20 protein-coding genes are annotated in these 24947 nt (G+C 45.7%); all 20 read right to left on the reverse strand.

The annotated features are described in order from the left end of the window. Positions 1-56: 56 nt before the first annotated feature. Positions 57-1259, reverse strand: coding sequence for a succinylglutamate desuccinylase/aspartoacylase family protein (locus B7P33_RS12060; RefSeq protein ID WP_097442207.1), 1203 nt, complete (start codon positions 1257-1259; stop codon positions 57-59). Continuing rightward, the gene (locus B7P33_RS12065; protein WP_097442333.1) at positions 1237-3099 is read right to left on the reverse strand and encodes a CBS domain-containing protein; all 1863 of its coding nucleotides are present in this window, start codon (positions 3097-3099) and stop codon (positions 1237-1239) included. Before B7P33_RS12065 ends, B7P33_RS12060 begins: the two co-directional genes overlap by 23 nt. A gap of 156 nt (positions 3100-3255) precedes the next feature. Then, positions 3256-3669 (reverse strand): VOC family protein, encoded by a 414-nt coding sequence (locus tag B7P33_RS12070; protein ID WP_097442208.1) that lies wholly within the window; start codon positions 3667-3669, stop codon positions 3256-3258. Positions 3670-3706: 37 nt separating this feature from the next. Then, complete coding sequence (speB, locus tag B7P33_RS12075; RefSeq protein ID WP_097442209.1) at positions 3707-4486, reverse strand: agmatinase; 780 nt, start codon at positions 4484-4486, stop codon at positions 3707-3709. A 38-nt stretch (positions 4487-4524) separates the two neighbouring features. Continuing rightward, positions 4525-5379, reverse strand: a complete 855-nt coding sequence (locus B7P33_RS12080; RefSeq protein WP_097442210.1) for an alpha/beta fold hydrolase — start codon at positions 5377-5379, stop codon at positions 4525-4527. Between the two features lies 1 nt (position 5380). Further along, positions 5381-5920, reverse strand: coding sequence for an RDD family protein (locus B7P33_RS12085; RefSeq protein ID WP_097442211.1), 540 nt, complete (start codon positions 5918-5920; stop codon positions 5381-5383). Positions 5921-5978: 58 nt separating this feature from the next. Continuing rightward, entirely contained in the window at positions 5979-7685 is a 1707-nt protein-coding gene (locus tag B7P33_RS12090; protein ID WP_097442212.1) for a tetratricopeptide repeat protein, read from the reverse strand. Positions 7686-7788: 103 nt separating this feature from the next. Further along, positions 7789-8343: an NUDIX hydrolase gene (locus B7P33_RS12095; RefSeq protein WP_097442213.1), complete on the reverse strand. Its 555-nt coding sequence runs from the start codon at positions 8341-8343 to the stop codon at positions 7789-7791. Positions 8344-8365: 22 nt separating this feature from the next. Next, positions 8366-9487, reverse strand: a complete 1122-nt coding sequence (locus tag B7P33_RS12100; RefSeq protein WP_097442214.1) for a nuclear transport factor 2 family protein — start codon at positions 9485-9487, stop codon at positions 8366-8368. Positions 9488-9575: 88 nt separating this feature from the next. Then, positions 9576-10616, reverse strand: a complete 1041-nt coding sequence (locus B7P33_RS12105; RefSeq protein ID WP_097442215.1) for a helix-turn-helix domain-containing protein — start codon at positions 10614-10616, stop codon at positions 9576-9578. Positions 10617-10679: 63 nt separating this feature from the next. Then, positions 10680-11951: an RNA polymerase sigma factor gene (locus B7P33_RS12110; RefSeq protein WP_141402468.1), complete on the reverse strand. Its 1272-nt coding sequence runs from the start codon at positions 11949-11951 to the stop codon at positions 10680-10682. A gap of 3 nt (positions 11952-11954) precedes the next feature. Beyond that, on the reverse strand, positions 11955-12293 hold the full coding sequence (locus B7P33_RS12115; protein ID WP_097442217.1) for a YciI family protein: 339 nt from the start codon (positions 12291-12293) through the stop codon (positions 11955-11957). A gap of 95 nt (positions 12294-12388) precedes the next feature. Then, positions 12389-12820, reverse strand: a complete 432-nt coding sequence (locus B7P33_RS12120) for a hypothetical protein (protein WP_097442218.1) — start codon at positions 12818-12820, stop codon at positions 12389-12391. Positions 12821-12886: 66 nt separating this feature from the next. Beyond that, positions 12887-14311 (reverse strand): sulfatase, encoded by a 1425-nt coding sequence (locus tag B7P33_RS12125; RefSeq protein ID WP_097442219.1) that lies wholly within the window; start codon positions 14309-14311, stop codon positions 12887-12889. A gap of 3 nt (positions 14312-14314) precedes the next feature. Beyond that, a complete protein-coding gene (locus tag B7P33_RS12130) occupies positions 14315-15724 on the reverse strand; it encodes a sulfatase-like hydrolase/transferase (RefSeq protein ID WP_097442220.1) in 1410 nt (469 codons plus the stop codon). A 129-nt stretch (positions 15725-15853) separates the two neighbouring features. After that, positions 15854-17320 (reverse strand): sulfatase family protein, encoded by a 1467-nt coding sequence (locus B7P33_RS12135; protein WP_097442221.1) that lies wholly within the window; start codon positions 17318-17320, stop codon positions 15854-15856. A 12-nt stretch (positions 17321-17332) separates the two neighbouring features. Next, positions 17333-18805, reverse strand: a complete 1473-nt coding sequence (locus B7P33_RS12140; protein WP_097442222.1) for an arylsulfatase — start codon at positions 18803-18805, stop codon at positions 17333-17335. Between the two features lie 24 nt (positions 18806-18829). Next, positions 18830-19966, reverse strand: a complete 1137-nt coding sequence (locus B7P33_RS12145; protein ID WP_097442223.1) for a zinc metalloprotease — start codon at positions 19964-19966, stop codon at positions 18830-18832. Positions 19967-19990: 24 nt separating this feature from the next. Next, entirely contained in the window at positions 19991-21700 is a 1710-nt protein-coding gene (locus B7P33_RS12150) for a RagB/SusD family nutrient uptake outer membrane protein (RefSeq protein ID WP_097442224.1), read from the reverse strand. Positions 21701-21710: 10 nt separating this feature from the next. Continuing rightward, on the reverse strand, positions 21711-24782 hold the full coding sequence (locus B7P33_RS12155; RefSeq protein WP_097442225.1) for a SusC/RagA family TonB-linked outer membrane protein: 3072 nt from the start codon (positions 24780-24782) through the stop codon (positions 21711-21713). Positions 24783-24947 lie beyond the last annotated feature (165 nt).

The following is a 24947-nucleotide window of genomic DNA, read 5'->3' on the forward strand; positions in this document are numbered from 1 at the left end:
CTACACAAATATAAGGAAATTTGGATGTGAAGTGGACTACCTAAGCAATGGGAGGTCTATGCATTATACCATGGCGCCCCAATATAACTATCGGTTTTACTGGCTTTTTCCCTGTTTTTGATGATGAGGTGGGTATGGCCTTTTTGCTTGCTTCTATAGCCCAATAAGTGGAAGATATCTTTGGCCAAGAAGCGGGCGGTTTTAAGGTTTACGGCCAAAGTGCCTTGGCCGTCTACAGCTTGTACGCCCGGAAGCTTCCGTAGGATCGTTCCCCATTTCGATTTTCGTAACCAAGCCGAAAACCGAAGGAAAAAAGGATGGATACGCTTTATGATAAAAAAGCCATCGTTACCTTGGTTTTGATATAAAGGCATAAATATTTTTCCCGATCGGGGGGCGCGGCAACTTCCTGTATCGGTCTGGGCCAGTACTTTTCCTTTGGAAATGGGTTCAAAATTGGTAAAGCCCGGTAGCATTACGAAGCTTTGCCCAGCTTCTATGGCGTGCCTATATACGATTTCATGGATCTCCCGGCAACGGCCGGCCCTTTGATAAAGTCGGTCATAGTGGGTTTGGAAGGGAATAGCGTCTTTAAAGATACAGCCACTGAAAACCAGGGCCAGCCAAACAAAATCGATATGGTTTTCTATGGCTTGCCTATCGTCGTGTTGCCCGCCTTCAAAACCAAAGGCCACATAGCCCAATTCGTTGATATAACTCAGCAAGGGGCCGTCTAGGTATTCTTCTATGCCCAAGATCATGGGCACCGGGAATTGCTGACTGTAGTAACGGTTCAAGAGACTATCGTTTACCGTCATAAAAGGTTTGGTGGGTCCCGAAGTACTGTGCAGATCTATAAAATAAAAGGGGACTGGGCCTGTTTCGAGTATGTCGTGCAGACAGTGGTAAAGGGCCAATTGTTCCTCAAAATCGTCGTGGGTAATGGCCAGTTGCCCCTTTTTTAACTTGTTTAAGTTGTCCGTTGTCCATAAGCGGTTCAAATCCTCACTTTGATAGCGTTCCGATCGGGCCAAGGCTTTTAGGTTTCCGGCCAAAGCATAGATTTCCCCACAGATTTCAATGCCTGCCAATTGCTGAAGCACATGCTGTAAGGCAAAAACCCCGGAAGGTTCGTTGCCATGTATACCCCCCACGAATATCATGGTAGGTCCGGGATGCTTTCCTTTTAGGTGCCCGATGATCCTGCCAATGGTCAGGGTCTTATCTAAGGCCTTACTATGTATTTGGGTGGTCAACATAGCCTTTTAAATCGTTTTGGGTTAGAATTCCGACCAATTGTTCGCCTTGGCAAACGGGGAGACAACCTATGCCGTACTGGGCCATTACGGCCATGGCTTTGGTAATCGGGGTCGTACTTTTGGTGGTGATAAGATGGGTCTTCATGATGTCGGAAACCAAGGCATCCGGATCCGTGGTCTCGTTGATATGGGTGGCCGTTAAAAGTCCGACCAGTTTTCCGCCGGCATCCTCAACGGGTACATGATGTATGTTTTTCCATTCCATGATCCGGAAGGCCAAAAGGGCAATGTCCGACGGACTTACCGTATACAATTGCCTACTCATGATATGACCTACCAAAACCGAGGCCCCGCGCGGATTTTCGGGCAATGTTATGGGGTCCCATTCATGTACGGGCCGCTCGGTCTCCATACGTTCGTGCATGGCTTGGGTCAGATGGATCAAGGCATTGTCGTATTTCAGTACACTGCGTAGTTTGCGGTAGTTGGTAATGGTCCATTGTGATCCGTTTTGGCCACAGACCCGATCTTGTATTACCCCTAATAAGCGTTGTATGTCGGCCGGATCTATCTGGCATTTTTGAAGTCCTTCCCGGGCCATGGGCAAGAGTTCGGTAAGTATGAGCTTTTTAATGGGTATGTTTTTACCGAACCAAGAGATCACACTCTCCTTTCCGTTTCTTGCGGCCTTGATAAAATTCGATTTTACATCCCTAAATTCCATTAGATTAGGCAAATCGTTGTAGCGTTCGGGCCGGCCCATCATCAATCCGGTCCAGAAGGCGAAATTGGCCATTTCGTCCAATACGGTAGGCCCCGAAGGAATGTACCTGTTTTCTATACGCAAATGGGGAATGCCTCCTCCCATACCAAAACAAGGGCGGTTCCAGCGGTAAATGGTACCATTGTGCAAGGCAAGGGCTTCCAATTTGGGTATTTCGCCTTTTTGCACTTTTTCCAAGGAATCGTTTTCCAAGGCTTTGGCCAATATGATTTTGTAGCGCGCGATTTCGTTGCGGTAGAAATCAACTACCGAGCCCGTGGTCCATTGTTCGCCAAAAGTAACCCGGGCCAATTGGTCTTTTAAAGCGTAAGATGAAGCCCGAAGATCTATACTCTGACGGAAGAGGGCAATACGGGTCTCACACCAAAGTTCCCTGCCCAATAGTAGTGGGGAATTGGTACTGGCGCCCAATACAGGCGCTGCAATGAGTTGGGCCCAATTGTAACTTTGGGCAAATTCATGCGGGTTGATCTGCAGGTGCATTTGAAAGCTGGTATTGCAAGCTTCGAACAAAACCGAATCGTGGGTTATGGAGAGTTCGTCTACCCCACGGATATGCAATTCTATATCCCGGCCCCGTAGCTGTTTTATAATGTTGTTCAAGGCCCAGTACCTGGGGTTTGGGGTCATATAATCGAAAACCAATTCATTCTTTCCAATACTGGGTAGTATTCCGGTCAAAAGAATGCGGTCGCCGAATTCGGCGGCTTTGGTCTTGGCCTGTGCCAAAAGTTGTCTGAGCTGGTTTTCTACCTGTTGGAAACAATCGCCTTGGAGTTCAAAGGGGTCTAGGTTGATCTCTAGATTGTATTTGGCCAGTTCTGTGGTAAAATGCGGGTCTTGTAGGTTCTCTAAAATGGGTACGGCATGTAGCGAAGGCCGCCACTTTTCGTCTACTAGGCAAAACTCTTGTTCGGCCCCTATTCGGGTGACCCCAGTTTCAAAACGGTCGTTTTGTAACAACTGTTCCAAAGCCTGAAGGTCGTTCAGTAAATGGTTTACGAACTTGGCCCGGGTAGCTGGATCTATATACGTTGGCAGTTTTTGGTCCCCCATGATATCCGTTTTGTTTTCATAACCACAGACACCCAAGGTAACTTATTTTGAATCAGAAAAATATGACAAATGTTAGCTGGGCTTTTGCACTTTAGGGAACGGAAATCGAAATGTAATGAGGGTATTAGGCTGAATACTTAATAACAAATGGGTTAATTATTCATAATCCGTTTCAGACAGTCGTTTTGAGATCCACCAATAATTGCCCCAAGGGTCTTTGATTCCACCTTGACGATCGCCATAATCTTGGTCGCTTGGTGGAAAAACGGCTTCGGCCCCATGTTGCAGGGCATTTTTGTACATAGAATCGACCATTTGGGTATACAGATAAAAACAGGTACGCATGTCGCTAAAACCTGCGCTGGCCTCTGCGATCATAAAATGGGTGTCGCCTATTTTTAAAATGGCATTGGCAATGGTGGTACCATCGGGCCGGAGGGTTCTGGTGATTTCCTCGGCATAAAAGGCATTTCTTAAAAAGGTGATATAGGCGGGGGCCCTGGAAACGAACAAATAGGTATTCATGCTGCTAAAGCCCGGGGGATGGTAGGTATCGTAAATGTCTTGCATGCCTTGCTTTTCACAAAAGATACAAAAAACAAGGCTCTTAACCGTTCAGTACCATTTTCCCAACGATTTCCTTCAAGAGTTTTGCGGCAACATGGGCGGTTTGGCCTTTATTGTCCCGGTCGGGGTTGTATTCTACGATATCGGCCCCGATAATCGGCATTTTTAGTCTATGGATAATAGAAATTACCTCTCGGGTAGTGAGTCCACCCGGTTCGTGATGCGAAACCCCGGGCGCAAAGGCCGGATCCAATCCGTCGAGATCTACCGATAAGTAAATCGGTCTTTCAAAATGGGGCATTTTAAAGTGGCCCCAGTCCTTCATTTCATGCACTTCTACCCCATATTTTTGGGCCTGTTCGCGCTGGTGGTCGTTTAAGGTACGAATGCCTACTTGAACCAAACGTTTGGCCAAACCGTTTTCCATGATACGGGCAAACGGGCAGGCATGGGAATAAGGGTCACCCTCAAATTCGTGATAAAGATCGGCATGTGCATCGATATGCAAAATATCAAAGTCACCATGAGTGGCTTGGGCAGCTTTTACTACTGGAAAACTAATGGAATGATCACCTCCTAAAGTTAGGATACGTTTTTTTTCATCTGCATTTTCCAAGCTGATCTTTTCAATGTCGAAATACTCGGTAATGGTAAAATCGCCAAGATCGGTCAAGTGCTTGTCCAAATCAACACCGGTTTCCGAAAAACTATTGGCCGAACCACAGTGTAGGGCTTCCCGAATCAGGGCAGGGGCTTTTGCCGGCCCTTGTTGGTAAGACGATTTTTGATCGAAACAGATGCCTTGTAGTCTAATGGACATAGATACTCCTTTTAGTGAACCTTCAAATATAGGTATACCTAGTGGTTTTGGGCAATCCAGTCTTGGGCCAATGGCCATATTTCTTGGGCCGCGGTAGATGAGAGGAAAACCCGTGCATGGTCGTAATCTTCAGAAAACCCTTCTGCTATACCACAAAGCTGTAGTTGGTTATTGGGGTTTTCAAAAGCTTCCAAAAATTCGCGACAGCCTTGTTCCGGGGCTATAAAATGGTCTCCGGTACCGGCCAAGGAGAGTATGGGATAGTTTATTTTGGGGAGTCTTTTTCCATAATCGAAATTTTGGGCCCCGTAGAATTTCCGTTTTAAATTCCATTGAAACCAAGGGCGCATAAAATGGTAGGTTTCGTTATGGGGCCCCAGTCCGTTCAATGGCCCTGGGATAAATCCCATGATTTTCGCGGCCCATTTACCCATTAGGATCTTAAGATAGGCCCGCGTAGAGGTGGCGGCCCCAAAACCTTGACAGGCGAAGAGCAGGCTAGTGCGAATTCTACATAAGTATTCGGGGTGTTTGATCAAACACATGGCCAGACAGAGTCCGCCCCCACTATGGGTAAGGGTGCTTATTTTGTCTATCCCGCGATTGTCAAACAAATAGGCAAAAGCCGCCGGATAATCTTGCAAGGCTACGGTTTCTAGGTCGAATTTCGTTTTTGGGGTTTCACTATCGCCATGACCACGCCACTCCAAAATATAGCAGTCATATCCCCGGTCTGCGAAAGATTGGGCCAAAGGCAGACAAATATCTTTATTGGAAAATGTACCGTGACTGATAAAAAGGTGTTTGCCCAGTGAAGTACCCTTTGGTTGAAGATGCCAGAGGGCCAAAGCCGTGCCGTCAGCGGCATGGATATTGATTTTTACCGGATTCAATTTAGCTGGTTTTGATCACATAGGTTTTGGCCAGGCGATCGTGTAGTGATCTAAAACGACCGTCGGGGTCTGTCATTAACACAATGACCTCCACCACGGTAATGACCAAGCTTAAGTTGGCCACTATGCCCAGAACCGGAAAGGCTTGTGAAAAGGCGATGGAAAACTCAAAGAAATCGTTTATGGCTACTAATTTCTGATCTTGAAAGGCCCGGTAATAGTAGGGTATGGAAAAGAGCATAGGCGCCAAATGGAATACCGAGCGCATAAAAGTAGCATCGAAACTGATGGGTTTATGCTCATAATCGACCACTTTTAGGCCTATGATCATTTTGCCCAATGTAGCACCGAACCATTTCTCCAATAGGGGTTTGTATAGGCCGGTAATCAAGGTTAGGCTTAGGTACAGGCCAAAATCTTTGTATTGGGTAATGTTGAGGTAGGAGATTCCCCCACTAACGATTCCGATTAAAATCGAATCTATGACCAAGGCCAAGGCCCGGGGCCAAAATCCGGCATAGGTAATGGTGTTATTGGACATGCAGCACAATTGATGCGCCCAAGTTACAAAACCCGATGCAACCCAAAATATGATTTTTCTATTTTATACGAGAGCTGTTTAGACTGATATCGGCATGGGCCCATACTTGGGCAAGTTCTTCTTCTATTAGTCTCTCCTTCTCAGTATCTTTTAGACCTCGATATGCCGCTTTCAATCCATGAAGTGCCCAACCGTTTTTGGGTAAGCGTTTAAGATCTTCGGTATAGGTTTCAACAGCATTTTCAAACCATCCCGCATCTAATTGTATGGCTCCTAAATGGTGGCGGACCGAAAAGAACCAATCTGGTGGTTCGTTATAATTCAAGGCATCTTCGAGGGCAATCGCTTGGGTTAAAAGCCTAATGGCCTTCTCCCAATTTCCGTTGCTGGCCATAAGCTCGGCTTCTAAAATTAAGCTGGCAATTTGGGTTAGTTGTTGTACGGTATTGATATCCCAAATGGTTATTTCCGCAAGGCGGCTATCCTCAGATATGCTTTTTAACATGGCAAGTTCTTTATGGGCCAGATTTAGATTCCCTTTTCCCCAAAAGGCCATTCCACGGGCATAATGACGAATGGCTTGAATGTACGGTAGGTTCGGATAGGGGTTTTCGAGTGCTAGAATATCGTCCCATTTTCCGAACTTGACCATAATGTTATAGGGTATGGTGTAATAGTGTTGTAAAGTACCCCAACCTGCTTGTTTCATTAGTTGTTTGTTGCTATACCGAGCTACATTTTGTGCGGCAATCAAAGCTTTTTCCCCGGCACCTTCAAGGGCGGCCGTTGCTGCCAAAAAATGATGTTTATGCGGAAAATAGGCCAAGGGATAGATGCCTTGGGCATGGCAGGCCGTAAAGTATTCGTTGTCCGTAGCTATGGCCCTTTCATTGGCCAAGGTACCTAAATGGTAATCGCCGGTACGTATATAAATATGTGAGGGCATATGTACCAAATGCCCTGCCCCGGGTACGAGATCCTTGTCGAACATTTGGGCACTATTCCAGCCTTTTTCGGGTTGTTTAGAAGCTTCTACGGCATGGATGTACAAATGATGGGCACCGGGGTAGCGGGGATCCCATGCCAATACCTGCTCCAAAACGTTTAAGATTTTTGGTGTCCAGGCTTGAGGTTGGCCATCTTTTAACCAAAGATCCCAGGGATGTAGATCCATTAATGCCTCGGCATACATGGTTCCTATATGCGGATTGCCTGGAAATTGGTTGAACAAGGCCTTCATGGCATGGGCATAGTTTTGATCTAATTGGGCTCTATCGATAACTGGTTCAGGTGTATAGCGTTGCAATAGTGCCTCGATAAGGCCTTGTTCCCATGCCTGCGTTTTATGTTTCAATGCCCGGGCTTTTTGTATGGCCGTATAGGCGCGATTATAATTGGCCTCTTCCATGACCGCATTAATATTGGGGCCGAGCACCAAGGCAAAACCCCAATAGGCCATGGCACAATCGGGGTCTAATTTACTGGCATAATAAAAAGAGCGGGCAGCTTCGGCATGGTTGAATCCATAGGCGAGTACCAATCCTTGTTCTACATATTTTTTGGCTTCGGCATTGTCGGTGCTAATCGGTAGGTCTAGTACATCTAATCCCTGTAACAATGGGGGCTTGTTATCGGTATCGTACCAAGCAATGTCGTTTACCGGAGTCGCGCAACCAATGGGTTCACGGGTACTGATATCGCGTTTAGAAACCTCTTTACAGCTCCAAATCGATATTCCCCATAACAAAATCAATAGGTATCGCATCTTGTTGTTTTATAGTACCTAGGGGGAACGGAACTAGGTCGGTTGTTTTTCAAATGTATAAAAAGATGCCTAACTTATAGAAAACTAGCGGGTTAGTTTCTCGTTATTCCATGGTATAAAAAGCTTCGCTAAGTCGGTATTTGGTTTTTCCCGCTTCTTTCCAGAGTCTATAGGAACCGCCCCAAATGTGTTCGGGTCGGTTTAAAACCTGCCGGGTCATATCACGTACCGCCAAAATGATTTTAGCATCGGGCAAGGCCATCATTTCCAAGGCTTTTTCCTTTGAAAACCATTGGGCGTCTATTTTACCATCCGGTATTTGAAGTCGACCTTGGATCACTTGTGCCCGATAGTATTGCCTAAAGGAAGCTTGGTTTTTGTACTCTGGGATAAAGGTGAAGATTCCGGCCAATTTAGGCCGGCTTATTTCATATCCAAAATCCGTAGCCAAGGTGTACAGGCCTTGATTGGTCGATTGCTTTTCTTGATGGCGTAGCGCTGGGGTCATCCAACCGTTCGGATGTTTTTCCAAGAGGATTTCATCTTTATCATTAAAAAGCAATAGGCGCTGTATGGTGTAACTGTCCTTTTCGGTCGATTGTGCCACCATTACCGAACCGAACAAGACCCATACGGTTGTGACTAGGAAATACTTCATGATGCGATGGTTAAAAAATGGCCTATTGTTGAGTCAATGGTTTAAGCTGGGCTATTATAGCCTGGGCCACTCCGGCCGACGATTGGTAGTTTTGTCCGGTTACCAAACGGCCATCTACTTCTACATGCGCCTTTCCTTTGGGTGACACCTTAAAGTGGCCTCCTCTTTCTTCAATGGTTTTTTGAATTAAGAACGGAAAGGTTTTAAAATGGGGTCGCGATTGGTTTTCGTATGCTTCTGGATAGCCGCTCACGTTTTTTCCGGCAAAAAGATAGTCGCCATTTTTGGTCTTAAGGTTAACGATACCTGCGGTACCATGGCAAACCGCCGCTACTATACCTTCATTTTCTTCGTAGATCCGAAGTGCCAATTGCTGTATCGCCTTGCTCTCGGGTACTTGGAACATGGCCGAACCTCCTCCTACATAATACACGGCACTATAGTCCTTTGGATTTACTTCTTCTGGTTTTTGGGTGTGTTGCAGGGCCCACATTAGATCGGGGTCGTACACATATTTTTTCTGTAGGGGGTCCGAGGTATTGATATAGACCAGGGATACGGCCCCGCCATCCGGACTTACAAAACTGACATTGATACCCGCTTTTTCGAATTCTTCATAGGCATAAGCGATTTCGGCAAAACTATTGCCGGTGCCCAGTTCGGTATCGCCATAGGTATGGGCATTCGATACAAAGAATAGTACCGCAGTTCCGTTTTTTTCAGTCGGACCATTACTGGCCGTTTTGGCGATGATTTGCCATTTGCCTCCAACCTTTTTTAATAAAAAGGCGTCTACGAATCGTAGTTTTCGTGGGGTAATCAAGATTTCGGCCTTAGCCGTGGCAATATCTCCCAAAACCTCGATTTGAAGGATCTTACCCAAACGCTTGGTAAAGGTGCCCGGTTCTTTTTTGGCAAACCAAGCAATGTATTCTTTAGAAGGGACTACCCAAAAATCGTTGTCCTTTTGACTGAGATAGAGATTACTTTCGGGATGAAAGGCCTTTTTCAATCGATCGGGATAGGTGTAGGAGGTACCCTGTATATAATCGTCTACCGTTTGTTTTACCTGTTCGAAATCGGTTTGGGCGGTTGCCAAAAAACTAAGAAAGACCGTTACCCCAAAAAAGATGTTTTTGATCATGATGTTATTTTTCCGGCAATTTCATGATCATGGCATAGGTAAAGATGCCATATTATAGATTCGGGGTACGGAATTATAAATTACTACCCTAGGGCAACGATTTTCGGAATTGGGCGGGGGTTTGTCCGCTCTGTTTTTTAAAGGCGGAGTAAAAGGTAGATTTTGAATTGAAACCACACTCATACCCAATGGCTTCGAGGGTTAGGGCCGATTGGTTTTGGATCAAAGTTTTGGCTTCCTCTATGCGGTAATGGTTTATATAATCTGAAAACGACTTCCCCATATTATCGTTCAGCAATTGCGAAAGCTTGTGGGCGCTTACCCCTAGGCTTTGGGCCAGATCGGCCATTTTCAGATTGGCGTCGGTATAGGGTTTATCCGATTGCATCAGGGTATTCAAGGCATAAATGAGGGGCTTGGCCGCATCGGCATCCATTTTGGTGTTTCCATAGGAAATAGGTACTACCGGACTCCAGGGAAAACGCGATTTAAATAGTAACACCAGGGCCAAAAGGTAGAGTATAAAACTAAAAGATAAGGCCCCTGCGATATAGGAAGTATAGCGTACACTCCAAAAAACTATGCAAATAATCAGGTTTCCTGCATAAATACCCACTAACCATTTTTCATTGGCCACCCAATTCGATTGTCGAAGTACCATTTTCTTTAAGGTGTTACGCAGGTACCATCCTGTGGCCAAAACATATAAGGCCCAGAAAGTATAGATGGCCCGAAAGAGGGGGCCGCGCCAGAAATCGAAATAGGTGGTATAATCGTATTTGAGTATACCGGCCAACAAAAATATCAAAGGAATGGCCAAATGTACCAAGGCCATTTTTTGGGTACTTTTGGTACCGTTGTTATTGGCATAGGCATATAAAAACAAAAATGGACCGATAAAGGCACAAGCGGTTAACCCGATTTGCAAGAATACCAACGAAAGCTCTGAATTGAAGTAGTAGAACACCGATTTTCCGATACGGGTGCTCAAAGCCAATAGAAGTAGTCCCAAAAACAAGTTGGAATGGTGTTTAGGCCTGGCAAAGGCCATAAAATACAGACTGAGCACCAAGCCGTTAAAGGCGCCCAAGGCACTGAAGAAAAACAAAAGGTTAGCAGTAGGTTCCACAACCCAATATTACGAAATTTTGGACCGCCTATTCTTTATAGCACCGTATGAATTTGGTGTTGATCAAAGGTTGGCGTTTTTCTTTTGTATAAACAGTTTTTCGGATTCGGATTGACTGTGGTTGAGGGCCAATTCGAAACTTGCCCGAGCTTGTTGGGTCTGCCCGGTCTTTTGATACAAATCCCCTAAAATGATATGGTATAGTGGGTATTTCCCCAGGTCTTTCCCTAAATCCTTGGATTGCAGCTCTACCAACGCTTTTTCCGGGCCCTCGATTTCCATAATTACCACGGCGCGGTTTAAAAACAGAATGGGATCGTACCCATTTTGCAAAAGAGCATCATAAAGAACACGGATGTTTTTCCAGTTGGTAGCTTCGTAGGTCGCAGCTATACAATGTTCGTGGGCAATGGCGGCCTCGATATTAAAATGGCTTACTTCCCCTTTCGGTGCCGAACGATGTATAAAATGCCTACCCATTTCGATCATTTCCCTATCCCATAACGAACGGTCTTGGTCTTGTAAAAGTACTGGATGACCCTGCGCATCGGTACGGGCCGGAAACCGGGCCGTATGGAAACACATTAAAGCCATTAGGGCATAGGCTTCGGGCAATTGGGTTTTGGGGTGGTCTATAAGGGTTTTGCATAAATACAGGGCCTGACCGATAAGATCTTTTCGGATCGCAACTTTATGATGGGTACTCTGGTAACCTTCGTTATAGATCAAATAGATGGTTTGAAGCACCGTATGGGTACGTTGTCCCAGGTTTTTGGCCGAAGGTATCTTCGGGGCTTTTTCGCTTTTTCTAAAATAGCTTTTGCTACGGAACAGGCGTTTCGAAATGGTTTCCTCGGTGGTCAGAAATGCCCGGGCGATCTCTTTGGTACTGAAACCGCAGAGGGTTTTTAAGATAAAGGTCATTTGGTTGGCCTCCGAAAGTTTCGGATGGCAACAGGCGTACATCATACCCAAGAAATCGTCTTGGATCTTGTCGGTTTCCCAATAGCGTTCCACCGTATTTTTCATGGTATAACCCGAGTCGAGCAATTGGCGTTCCGGATCTGAAAAATCGAAGGCGTGTACCCGTTTTTCCTTTCGTAAAATATCGATGGCCTTATTTTTGGCGGCACGGTACAACCAGGCTTTGGGGTTGTCGGGCATGCCCTTGTATTTCCAGGTTTCCAAAGCCGATATCAAGGCTTCTTGCACGACATCTTCGGCCAAGTTTAAATGGGCATTGCCAAAGATCTGTACCAAAACAGCGACCATCTTTCCGGACTCTTGCCTAAAAAGATGGTCTACTTCAAAACTTATTTTTTCTGGGTTACCCAAAGTTTACATAGGGTTGATCTCACGTACTTCTATGGTACAATCGTGATCGAATCCTGGGCAGCCTTGGGCCAAATCGGCAGCCTGTTTCAGGTCATTGGCTTTTACGATAATGTAGCCGCCTACCAATTCCTTTCCCTCGGCCAGAGGGCGATCGGTTACCTTGCTACCTTTTTGGGTGATTGAAATGGCTTGATCAAATAAGGGTTGGCCTCCTACCAATTGTTCTTTTTGGGCCAAGCCTCCCATCCAATTTTCCCAGTCGTTCATATGCTGCTGCATTTCTTCCGGAGAATAGGAATTCATATCCTCTCCGCCCCTGATAATAAACATAAATTCTTTCATGATGTGTCTTTTGTTTCCCTTTCGGGAGGGTTTCTATGCCCCTATGACGGATTAAGAAATCTTATTGGGACACTAATTTTCAAAAATATCCCAGATTATTTTAACCAGCCTAAATTTACGCCCTTGTTCGAGAGCCATACCATAAAAATGCCTATGGCCACAACAAGGGTTGGCATCAGGGCCGCCATGTTACCATAAACTTCCATGGCATCGGTCATAAATAGGTTATGCGACATTTGAATGATTATGGCGACTAAAGAAATCCAAAACAGGGGCTTTGCCCATGCTTTTCGCATCAGTAGCCCAAGGCTACCCAGGGTACCCCCGAGTACAGCAATGGCAAATACGACTTCGGTCCAAAGCGGAAATTGACCATAAAGATTACGCTCTGCCTCAGGAAGTACGGCCAAAGCTTCCTCCGAAATAAAGACATGCATAAAAAAACTGCCTAGGCCCATGAGGTTCCATAAAAGGGCCAAAACGGCCACCACGGTAAACCATTTGGGCACGGTATTCGAATTTTCCATAATTGTTAAGGATTGGTTACCCTTTCAAATTACGAAAAATTAGGATGTTGGGAATATGGGATAAAATCAGTTGGGGGCAAACTGCGGGTTTAGGCTCTTTGGAATTGGGGCGCCGGTCTTATTTTGCCAGGCTTTTAATTTCCGTAAAAGATTGGCAACCACCTCTTTTTCGGTTCTGGATACATCGTGCTGCTCACTTATATCGGTATCTAGATTGAAAAGTTGTACAGATCCGTCTTCAAAGTATTGGATCAATTTCCATGGGCCCGAACGTATGGCACTGGCTGGGGTGGCCCGCCAATAGGGGGTTTCCGTTCCGGAAACAGCTAGTGTTCGGTTACCTTTAAAACCTTTTAAATACAAGGGGTAATGCCAAAAAATATCTTGGTTTCTTGTCTTTTCTTTACCCAAGAGCATGGGTGCTAACGAAGCTCCATCGAAATCTTGTGTTTTGGGTAGTTTCAATTGGGCCAAGTCAGAAAATGTGGGTAAAAAATCGACACTACTTATGGGGCTATGGTTTACACTTTTTTGGGGTATGGTACCCGGCCAACTGAATACTGTTGGTACCCGTATACCTCCTTCATGCAAACTACCCTTTCCGGCTTTTAAGGGGTGGTTTTTGGTAATATGGGTGTGTCCACCATTGTCGGAAAGAAATACGACCAAGGTGTTTTCACTCAGCTGTAGTTCTTCAAGTTTTTTAACGACACGACCTACCGAGGTATCGACAGCTTCGATCATGGCCGCATAGGTGGTGTTCCAAACCGTAGCTGTGGTCTGTTGTTTTTGGTCGTATTTTGCTATGACCTCTGGTCTGGCCCGTAAAGGGGTATGTACATCCCAATGCGATAGGTATAGGAAAAAGGGCTTGTCTTTGGTGGTTTCTATAAAAGAAATGGCCGCATCGGTCAATTGTTCGGCTATATCAATGTCGCCATAGTGCTTTTTTTCAAGCCCTAGATCGGTACCGTTGCTACTACTAATGTCAAAACCTTGGGTATCTGGGCCAATGTGCCATTTTCCAAAACGGGCCGAGATATATCCGGCTTCTTTCAAAACTTCGGGGATACAGATGATATTCGGATTAATGGCATCATTATTACTTACAAAGGTTTGAAAAGTCTCAGGTGCCCCTTTGGTAGGCACTTTTAATTTCATGTATTGCAGTTTACCTTTCGATTTTCCGCCCGGGGTATACAATTTATGTTTTGGCGTATACAGACCTGATAATAGGGAGGCCCTGGCCGGAGCGCAATTAGGACCGGCGGCGTAGGCATTGGTAAAGACCATACCAGAATTGGCCAAGGCATCTATATTGGGGGTTTCGTAAAATTCGGCCCCATTGTATCCGACATCTTTCCAACCCAGATCATCGGCCAAAATGACCACTATGTTGGGTGGTGTACTTTTTTGACCTAGGGTGGTGCAAGACACCAACGCGCTTACGATTAAAAGGAGCCAGGCCTTTTTAATAAAGTAATCTTTCATGCTTTATTGGGGCATTGGTTTTTCGTTTTTAATGGCGGTATTGGCCTTTTCGGCCAATTGCATAAGTCGCGTAACCATTTTTGGATGTTGTGCGGCCAAGTCGGTGGTTTCCCCAAGATCTTTAGAAAGGTCGAAAAGCATGGGGGTCTCTAATGCTTTAGCGGCCCAGTGGCCCTTGCTGGGTACGGCCAGTTTCCAGTTTCCTTTACGTATGCTTTGTAACATACCCTGGCCATTGTAACCATAAAAAACGGTGTGGGGCGATGGGGCTTTGGTATCCCCGCCTAGAATATGGCGAATATCTTTGCCATCAATGGCCCGATCTGAAGGCAGGGGAATGTCTAGACTATTGAGAAAGCTGGTGAAGAAATCGAAGCCCCCAACCAACTGATCGCTTTCGGTGCCGGCCTGGGTGAGTCCGGGCCAACGTACGATACAGGCCACCCTGGGGCCCCCTTCGAAACGGGCTTGGTATTTTCCGTCGCGTAATAGATGCTGCCGATTTTCGTCTACGGTGGCATATTTGCCGTAACAGGCCTCCAATTCGGGATATCTTTTAACCAAAGGACCATTGTCGGAGGAGAAAACGATGATAGTGTTTTCGTAGATCCCCAACTTTTTAAGATAGCCAATCAAAACCCCAACGGTGTAGTCTAAATAATGTACCGCATCGCCATAGGCCCCTTGGGTACTGGTGCCTTCGAAGCCTTTGGGCACGAACCAGGGCGTATGGGTCTCTATATTGGAAAACTGCATATAAAATGGGGTGTTGGTATCGTGTTGTTCCTTTATATAAGAACAAGCCTCGCGAATAAAAAGGGCCGGTAGTTCGGCCAATTGGTTGTTATCTACCCTATGGTCTACCTCATTACCACGAATCAAAGGTATTTTAGGCAAATTGCGCGAACCGGTATTTCCAAAGCGCTCTGGGCCGTGATCATTGGGATAGGGTATGCCTACGAACTTGTCAAAACCGTGGGCCAAGGGTAAGAATTTGGGTAAGTGTCCCAAATGCCATTTACCGATAATGGCCGAATTATACCCTTTTTGTTTCAGTAATCGGGCGATTGAGATTTCTTTTTCGGGGTCCATTCCGGTAGTGGCCGTGGGCCAAAGTACATCGAGCCCGGTGCCGTTGTTCATTCTCGGGGCATAACGGCCCGTTAGCAAAGAGGCCCGGGTTGGGGTACAGGTGGCATGGGGTGCCATAAAGTTCGTAAAACGCATTCCGGCAGCGGCCAAGGCATCAATATTTGGCGTTTGCATGTCGTTGGAACCATAGCAAGAAAGATCGTCGTAGCCGACATCGTCGGCCAATATATGGATGATGTTCGGATATTGGGCCTCTTGTGCATGGCTGAAACCAATACCTGTACAAATCATTAGCAAAAGAATGCCGATTAACTTATTCATGGGTTGTGTTTTTTATTAGTGTTGAAAGTGGACCTGGGAAGTTAAATGCCCAAAGGTATTTGCTATAAACGACTCATGGTGAAGTACCTTTGGGCGTAACTCAAATAAATACAAAAACTCCTTATGGAATTACTGTAAGCGTTCATCTAAATAGGTTTCCCACCATAGAAGGAAATCTTCATCGGAAATATCTTCTGGCAAACCAAATCGTTTCATTTTTCGGGTATAGGCTTTTTTCGCATTCGTTTTCCAGAATTCGATTTGTTGTGCCGCTTCCGGATAGGTTCCGGTATCATTGTCATCTAACCAAAGATCTAATTGATTCGATAAGGTATTTTTAATGGTTTTATACGCGGCTGATTCTGCCAAATTGGTCAGTTCATTGGGATCTGTATCCAAATCATAGAGCTCTTCGTTCGGCCTTATGGTATCCATAAATTGGGCCTGGGCACCACTTAGTTGCCCTTTTTTATGCAACACTTGCATTAGGGTCAATGTGGGGTACGATGTTTTTTTGTAGGTGTTATATTGGGTATATGGCCTGTTCGGATAAAAGTTACGTATGTACTTATACCGCTGGTTTCGTACACTACGAATACGGTCTACGGTTTCGTCCCGTCGGTCCCGCATACTGTACACATAAGCTCTTTTTTGTTCCGGGTTAAAGAAATCGAGACCATCGAAGTATTCGGGGATTTTTATTCCGGCAGCGGCCAGGGTGGTAGCCGGAATATCGATATTACTTAGTATATGTTTATGTCTGCTCCCTTTATCTGTAGCTTTTGGGGCTCTTACGATCAAGGGCGTATGTACGCCGCCGTCATATAAAAATTGTTTGGCCCTTACGTGCGGGTGGCCTTGATCGCCAAAGAAGAAAACGAGGGTGTTCTCGGCCAAGCCTTCTTTTTCCAAACGCTCTAAAATATGGCCCACCATACGGTCTACTACCTGAACATTTTCTAAATATAAGGCCCAGTCTTTGCGTGATACCGGGTGATCTGGATAAAAAGCAGGCAGGGCTACCTTTTCTGGGTCAATGGGCCTTATGGTATCGGGTACAAAAGGTCTGTGCGGACTTGGAATTTGGATTTGGGCGAAAAAGGGTTGACCCGGCTTGCGTTGCCCCCAATCGGTACCATCGAAAATACTATCGGCCTTGAAATTGTAGTCTTGTTTACCCGGTTTGTCAGGCTGACCGTATTTACCGTTCGATGTAAAATAACCCGCTTGCCTAAAGTAATGGGTTATAGGGTATACCCCTTGGGGCAGTACTTTTTTAGCACTGGAATGTGTACGATGTTGTTGGGCATTAAAACTTACCGGATACAAGCCCGTCATTAAGGCCGATCTACTGGGCGAGCAAACCGCGGTAACGGTATAGTGCTTTTCGTATAGGGTACCTTCATTGGCCAATTGATCGATATTGGGGGTATGTACATCGGTATTGCCATAACAACCCAATTCGGTGCCCAGGTCGTCGGCAACGATCCATAAGATGTTCATTTTGGTGGCTTCGGTGTTTGGGGTAGGCTTGTTTTTACAACCCAAGAAGCATACGACAAGTCCGAAGAATAACAGCGATTTTTTTAAACGCATAGCTTAAGTAAATTACTTTTTAAAATTCCATTTCGATATGGGGGAAGGTTCCCTGCTTTCCATGATTTTTTCCATTTTAGCAATTATTGCAGGTTGTTCTTTTGCCAAATCGTGCTGCTCTTTGGGGTCGTTTTTAAGATGATACAGCTCCATGGAACCAACTTGGCCTTTTGACCAATGCCGTACCCCTTTCCAATCGCCTTGTATTACCGATTGCGATTTGTTGTATTCCCAATACAAATGGTCGTGTTGGGCCTGTTTTTTTCCTAGGAGTGTGGGCAATAAACTAAGGCCGTCGATATCGTTTTGTGATGGTGCCCCGGCAACTTCGGCCAGCGTGGGAAATATATCCCAAAAGGCACTCACATGCCCTGATATACTGCCAGCTTTTATGTTTCCGGGCCAACTAGCTATCATGGGCACCCGAATACCCCCTTCGTAAACGCTGCCTTTGTGGTTTCTTAGGCCTCCAGAACTGTTAAAGTGTTGTGGGTTGGCCCCACCGGCCACCGAGGGTCCGTTGTCACTGGCAAAGATTACCAGCGTATTTTGGTAAATACCTTGGTCTTTTAAGGTTTGGATCAAGGTGCCGACCTCGTTGTCCAATTTACTTATCATGGCGGCATAGGTAGCTTTGGGTTCCCAGTTGGGTACATAACCACGTTGTCCTAAATAGGGGGTTTCTTCGAAAGTGCCTGAATAAAGTTCCAGGTCGTTTTCGGGTACTTGAAGCGCTACATGTGGTAAAGGGGATGCATAGTACAGGAAAAAAGGGTTTTTGGCTTGGTCTTTAATGAATTTTACCCCTTCGGCCAACATAAGATCGTTGGCATGGTTTTGACCTTGGTATTTTTTAAAAAGATCGGCATGTAGTGTTTCAATGCCGGTAGTATCCATGGCTTCACGAAGCGGGATGTCAGGGTTCTCAATGGGCCACATATCTTGGTTTTTCCAGAGATAGGTCGGGTAATATCCATGGGCGTGTGTTTGACAGTTAAATCCGTAAAAGAAATCGAAACCTTTATTTTCGGGGCTGCCTGAAGAGCCAGGATATCCCAAACCCCATTTACCTATAATCCCGGTTTTGTAACCTTGTTTCTGCAAGACTTGGGCAATGGTAACGGTTTCTTCCTTGAGGGGAATCTGTCCTTCGGAAGCGCCCGGAAATCTGGCATTGCCCCGAATATCGCCTCGGCCGCTATGTTTACCGGTCATTAAGGCACAACGCGATGGGGCGCAAACCGCGGAACCCGAATAGTGTTGGGTAAATAGCATGCCCTGTTGGGCCAACAGATCTAAATTTGGTGTATGGATGTTCTTTTGCCCATAGGGCCCAATATCGCCATAGCCTAAATCGTCTGCCAAAATGTAAACGATATTAGGTTTTTTACTCGTTTTTTTAGGGGCACACCCTATAAAAAGAATTAGACCAAGGGCCCCTGTCAGGTATTGCCTCACCATTTTTTGTTTGTTTCTGAACTTCATTCTACCGTTTTGGGGCTTCTTAATCTAAAATTGAAAATCGTTGTTGCTGTAGGTATAGCTTTTTGTGAGCCCTTTGTTTAACCCGAACTCCCCTGTGGTACCACTTATGGCCCCATTGTTAAAACAAAAAGCGATTTTAATTTGGCCATTGGTTTTATTGGGGTTTTTGATTTTAATTTCGAAACTACCATCGCTTTTGATGCGAGCCGAGTAGGCTTTTCGCCAATACTCCTTAGTTTGGCTATCCTTGTTTTGAATGACCACACTATGGGCTTTGGAATCGGATTTTAGGGTGCCTGTAATGGTTATTTCGTCAAGGGTTGCTTCATACTCGGCCTTAAATCCTTCTAACGCTACTGTTGGAGATTGATGGACCTTGTCAAAACTACCGGCAAATAAAGGATGTTTCCACAATAGGGCCGCCTCGGCCTTGGGCATATACACCCGGTCATCTTCTGGGAATTTTTTGTGGTAGGCATTATTAACGGGACCCATTAACGAATTGCCCAACCCATCGTCTTCATGGGGCCCCATATGTCCCATTCCCAAAGCATGGCCCAATTCGTGGATAACCGCTTTTAGTTTAAATTCGGCAGCCTTTCCTTTGGCCAGTTCATCATCGCCGATTTCAATCAAAGTGCCTAAGCCACTAGTGAAATTCGCAGATGAGGTACCTCCTTTAAAAGTACCCCCTCCTCGAAAGGCTCTTTTCTCGGGCCCCGGGTAGCTAAAGATCCACCAGGTTTGGTTCTCAGGTAATAGACCGTACTTTTCCAAGGCGGCTGGTATTACCTCTGTTTTGGCATAACCTAACTTATCGTATGCCCCACTGGCTAACGTATTTTTTCCTTTTACGAATAATATTTTCGGATCTCCATTCTCATTCCTCGATATTTTTAAGGGGTTTTCAACGGGGTATCCCCAATGGGCCATCCATTTTTTAAAAAAGTACTGGCTGTAATCGACTACTTCGCGCATGCGGGCCTTGGCATCGTCAGGTACCTCAACATCGACAGGTGTAAAGAATACGATCTGAAGCCCGGCATTCGGGTTTATTATGGGGTCCTTAGGTGTTGTTGTATCGTCGGTACTATCGGCACTGGAACAGGCCAAAAGTGCCAAAACCAGAAACGGCAGGGATAGTTTTATGGAACGTATCATAAGAATGGATTGATTAAAACCGGTTTATTCAGGGTTTTCCAATAGACTCGGATTCAGGTCTATGGCCGATTGCGGAATGGGCCAAACATAATAGGTAGCTGCATTGAACAGTTTTTGGCCACATATATTCTTCACCGCATCGTTCAAGTCACCTTCTTTTACTTTTTTGTTCGGTTTTCTGTTTTTACCCAATGGAATACCATATACATTAGGATCGGCAAAGACGGTTTCTCCCAAACGGTGTCTTCTAATGTCAAAATAACGTTGGGGCCCCTCTGAAGCGAACTCGAATCTTCTTTCGTTTAAGATCACCTCTAAAGCTTCGCTTACATCGGCAATGGCGCCATAACTGTCGTTAACAGATGGCATGCCCACCCGATTGCGAACTTGGTCTACCAGTTGTATGGCACCAGAAATATCGGAATCGCCTCCCAATAGCGCTTCGGCCCTGAGTAGTAGTACTTCGGCATATCGCATTATTTTATAATCGATATGGCACTCGGTTGAAGAAACCACATCGTAGGCGATGTATTTTGAAATATTGTATCCTGTTGGGTTGGTAGCCTTGTTTACATCGTCTGTCTTTACCCCTCCTGGAGGCGTAATTTTTGGGTGGGCATCGAATATATAGGTGGGATCTACCCCATTACCTCCTTTTTTTGGAATAGACTCACCGGCACGTAGTACGGTAACGTCTAATCGAGGATCACGGTCTAGCCATGGGTTTTTATCGTCGTAACCCGAACTCTTATCATGTACATCTTTACCATTGTTCATTTGAAAAGCCTCTACCAATCCGTTACTGATACCCATGTAACAGCCATGTTTGTTACTGCCCGAATAGGCTCCTTTTGCCGCCATGCCCCGATTATAGGTATGAACCCGGGTGCCCGTGGCGTAGTTAGAGGTTAAGACCGACTCCTTTGAGTTTCCATGTTCCGAAGCCGTGGTAAAAAGTCGGGCGTACCCATCTGCCCCGGGATCTAGGCTGTAGACCCCACTATTTATAATGGTCTCCGTGGCGTTTTTTGCTTCTTGGTATAGGGCGTTGGTATCGGAATGCCAATCAATGGCGTTCATTAAATGTCTTGCCTTAAAGGCTAAGGCCGCGCCTTTGGTTATTTTGCCTATTTCGTTACCTGAGTACGATTCGGGTAGTATTTGGGCAATGGCATCGAGTTCGGAACGTACGAAATCGAATACGGCTTCCCGAGTGGCTCGTTTGGGGAAATCGGTGGGCCCGGTAGGCTCTGTTACCAGCGGAACCGCCCCAAATAGAAAGTTTAACCGGGCGTAATTAATGGCGCGGATAAAACGGGCTTGGGCCACGTATTGTTCCTTGATTTCTTCTGAAAACTCGGCGTTAGGGGCCCTACTGATCAATTCGTTGCAATCGCGAATTACATTGTACCTAGACCATTCGTTACCTATAACCCCGGATGATGAGGTAAAATTGATATCGGCATTCCTGACGGCACCCTTACCCCCACGATCCCAAGCATCGTCGGTAAAAATGGTATATATAAACTCTGAGTTATTGGCAAAACCAAAGTTGTTCGAGGGAAAACCGGGAAGCTGTCGATATAGGCCGTTTAAGGCAAAATCGAAATCGGCCTCAACTTTCCATACACTACCTTCGGAATATTCTTGTTCGGGTAGCCGCTCTAGGTAATCTTCACAAGAAATACATAAAACGGTAGCAATCAATAAAGGGATATATCTTAGTTTTTTCATTCTGATGGCATTAAAAAGTTACATTTAGTCCCATGGAAATGGTTCTGGCCAATGGGTAGGCTACTTCCCCTGGGGGCAATTGTGGATCCCAACCGTAGTCTTTGGCGAAATAGTTGGTCCAGATCATAAACGGATTTTCGGCAGAGGCGTATAAACGCAGTCCTTGTAAGAAAGATATCCTTGACATTACTTTTTTTGAGAAATCATAACCTATACTTATGTTTCGCATGCGTATATAGCTAGCATCGCGTAGCCAATAATCAGAGAAATCGTATCGGACCAATTCGGGTTTTAAAATGGGTAGGGCGGCATGTGCATTCGGTGCAGCTGGGTCGAAAGCTTCACGTTGGAAAGCAAACGGAGTACCCACACCCCCTGAGAACGGAATTTCGAACTGGGCGCCACGGAATACCACTTGGCGATCTAGAACCCCATCGATCATAGCCGAAAAGAAAACCCCTTTATAATCGAGGGCCAAACGCGTACCCAAGCGATAGTGGTTTTGATTGTCGTCGAAGACCTCGCGGTCGTGTAAAGGATCTATTATGCCATCTGGCTGGCCTTCCGGACCACTGATATCCTTAAGTTTTACACCGCCGATATATGGGGCAAAGGGTCCGTTTAAGGTGTTATTGGCCAAATAAGCATCTAAATCTTCCTGAGAGGTAATCAAACCATCGGTTCGATAGCCATAATAGGCATTAACTGGGTGACCTTGATCTAGTATCTCATTGCCTATATCGGGTTTGGAACTGCCTAAATCGGTCAATTCATTACGCTGATCAGATAAGTTTACCATGATTTCGTAACCAAGTTCCCCTATGTCATTTTTATGGGATACCGAAAATTCCCAACCCCAACTCTTTACATCCCTTACGTTTTGGGGAGGTGCTTGCAAACCGAATTCGGTAGGCACATCTGGGGTACCCAATATATCGGTTCGTTTATTGGTAAAATACTCGGCTTGTAAACTTAGTTTTCCCCTCCAGAAACTGGCATCGAACCCTAAGTTGGTTACCGTAGCGGTCTCCCACGTAATATCTTTATTGGCTGCCCTACCCGTGGCAAACCCTTGGCTTGGCCCATCGGGCCATACGTAACCCGGATTTACATCTACCGTTTGGTAAGTAGCGTAATTACCCACCTTAAAGGCATCGCCCAACTGCCCGACCGAGGCCCTAAGTTTTAACAAATCTACCCCGGAAGCGTTTTGAAGAAAAGCTTCGTTCTTAAGGTTCCACCCCACGGATACCGACGGAAAGAAGCCCCATTTCTTGCCCGAAGCAAAACGTGAGGTACCATCGTACCTAAAGCTGGCTTCTAAAAAGTATTTGTTTTTATAATCGTAGTTGACCCGACCAAAGAGGGACACGATCGACCACTCGGCAGCCGATGAGGTACTGCCTTTTCCATCGCCAATGGCCGGATCTGGGTCTGAACCCAAGTCTATATCTTGAATACTGTTGTTCAGATAACCGATACGACCTACCCTGAAGGCTTCATTTTTGTTTTCTTCGGTTTGGAAACCAGCTAAGGTCTTTATAAAATGGTTGTCGTTTTTCCAGTTATACCTTAAGAAGGATTGGGTAGTTAACCGAAGGTTTTTTTCGGAACGTTTTGAATATTTCCTGTCGGTAGGATTGGCCATGATCGGAATTTCGTCGGTATACCCATCATCACCCACATCTAGGGTAATATAATCTACGGCATTTTCCCATATGGCACCATTGGTCAATGTTTTTTTGGCACTGAACCTTTGTTCGAAAGAAAGCCCTTTGGCCAATTGCAGCTCGGCGTATAACTGGGTTTCCATAACGTCGCGGTCTTCTCGGTTGAACGAACCGGACTCCGATCGCATTATAGGGTTCGAAGAATCGCCACCCAAGCCTACTACATAGGTGCCATCGGCCTGGGTAATGGGGAAAAAGGGTGCGGCGCGTAAAGCCCTTCCGGTATTGATCAGCACATTATCGCGATCTCGGTTGGCCCAAGCGGTATTAGTACCCACACGTAACCAATCGGTTATTTGGGAATCTAATTTTAAACGTATGTTGTACCGTTTAAATTCGTCGGATCCCCTTACGATACCGCCTTGATCTAAGGCACCTAACCCTAAATAATAGGTCGTTTTTTTGTCGCCCCCGCTAATGTTAAGGGCATAGTTGGTGCGCACGGAACTTTGACCATAGAGTTCTTTCGCCCAATCGGTATTGGCAAAGCCACCGGAACGCATTAGGGCCAAAGTGGCCTCGCTATACTCGGGTAAACTTCCCTCATATTCCAAAGCGCGGTTTTTCATTTCCATAAACTCGAGACCCGAAACCAGTTCAGGGATCGTAGTAGGGGCCTGAATACCCAAATCGGCGGTAAAGTCTACCCGCATTTTTTGCGATTTTCCGCCTTTTTTTGTGGTTACAAGAATGACACCATTGGCGCCACGTGCTCCGTAAATAGCAGCAGCGGAGGCGTCTTTCAATACAGATATTTCGGCGACCATATCGGGGTTTAGATCGGCGAGGCTACCTTCTATACCATCGATCAGTACGAGAACCCCCGAAGAATTTCCAATGGTACTTAAACCACGTATGTTTATGTTCGGTGCGCTACCGGGGGCTCCATTGTTTTGATTAATGTTCAATCCGGGTGCAGTTCCAACCAGAGCCTCTTGAATGCTGGCCACAGGTCGGTTTTGGAGCACTTCGCCCTCTACCGCCGTTACCGCCGAGGTAACTTTGGATTTTATTTGGGTACCATAACCGACAACAATGATCTCATCCAATTGTTCCTCCGAAGATTTAAGGGTTATGGTTAAATCGTTCGTATGGTTAACAACGACCTCTTTGTCTGCAAAACCAATAGATGAAAACTGTAAGGTGTCCCCTAGGGCCAGTTGTATTTCGAACTGGCCATCGTCGTTGGTGTTTACCCCGTTAGTGGTTCCTTTAACCAATATGTTTACCCATGGTATGGGTATGCCGTCGGTATCCAATACCCTACCTTTAAGGGTGGTTTCTTGGGCCCATAGTTGCCCTAAGGACAACAGGCCGACCATTAAGTAAATTGTCAATAGTTTTTTTCCCATACCTGAATTGAGTTGAGTTAGTTCTTGGCGTATTGATCGGTAGGGTTGGGTCCCTTGGTTTTTGAGTAGACCAACACGGTATGGGCAAATGTTATGAAAAGGTTAATGCGGCCGTATACGAAATGTTACAGATACCCGCACTCTAGGTTACATGCCAGGGGTTTT

Source organism: Sediminicola luteus, from assembly GCF_002514735.1.
In the GTDB taxonomy this organism is placed as follows: domain Bacteria; phylum Bacteroidota; class Bacteroidia; order Flavobacteriales; family Flavobacteriaceae; genus HQA918.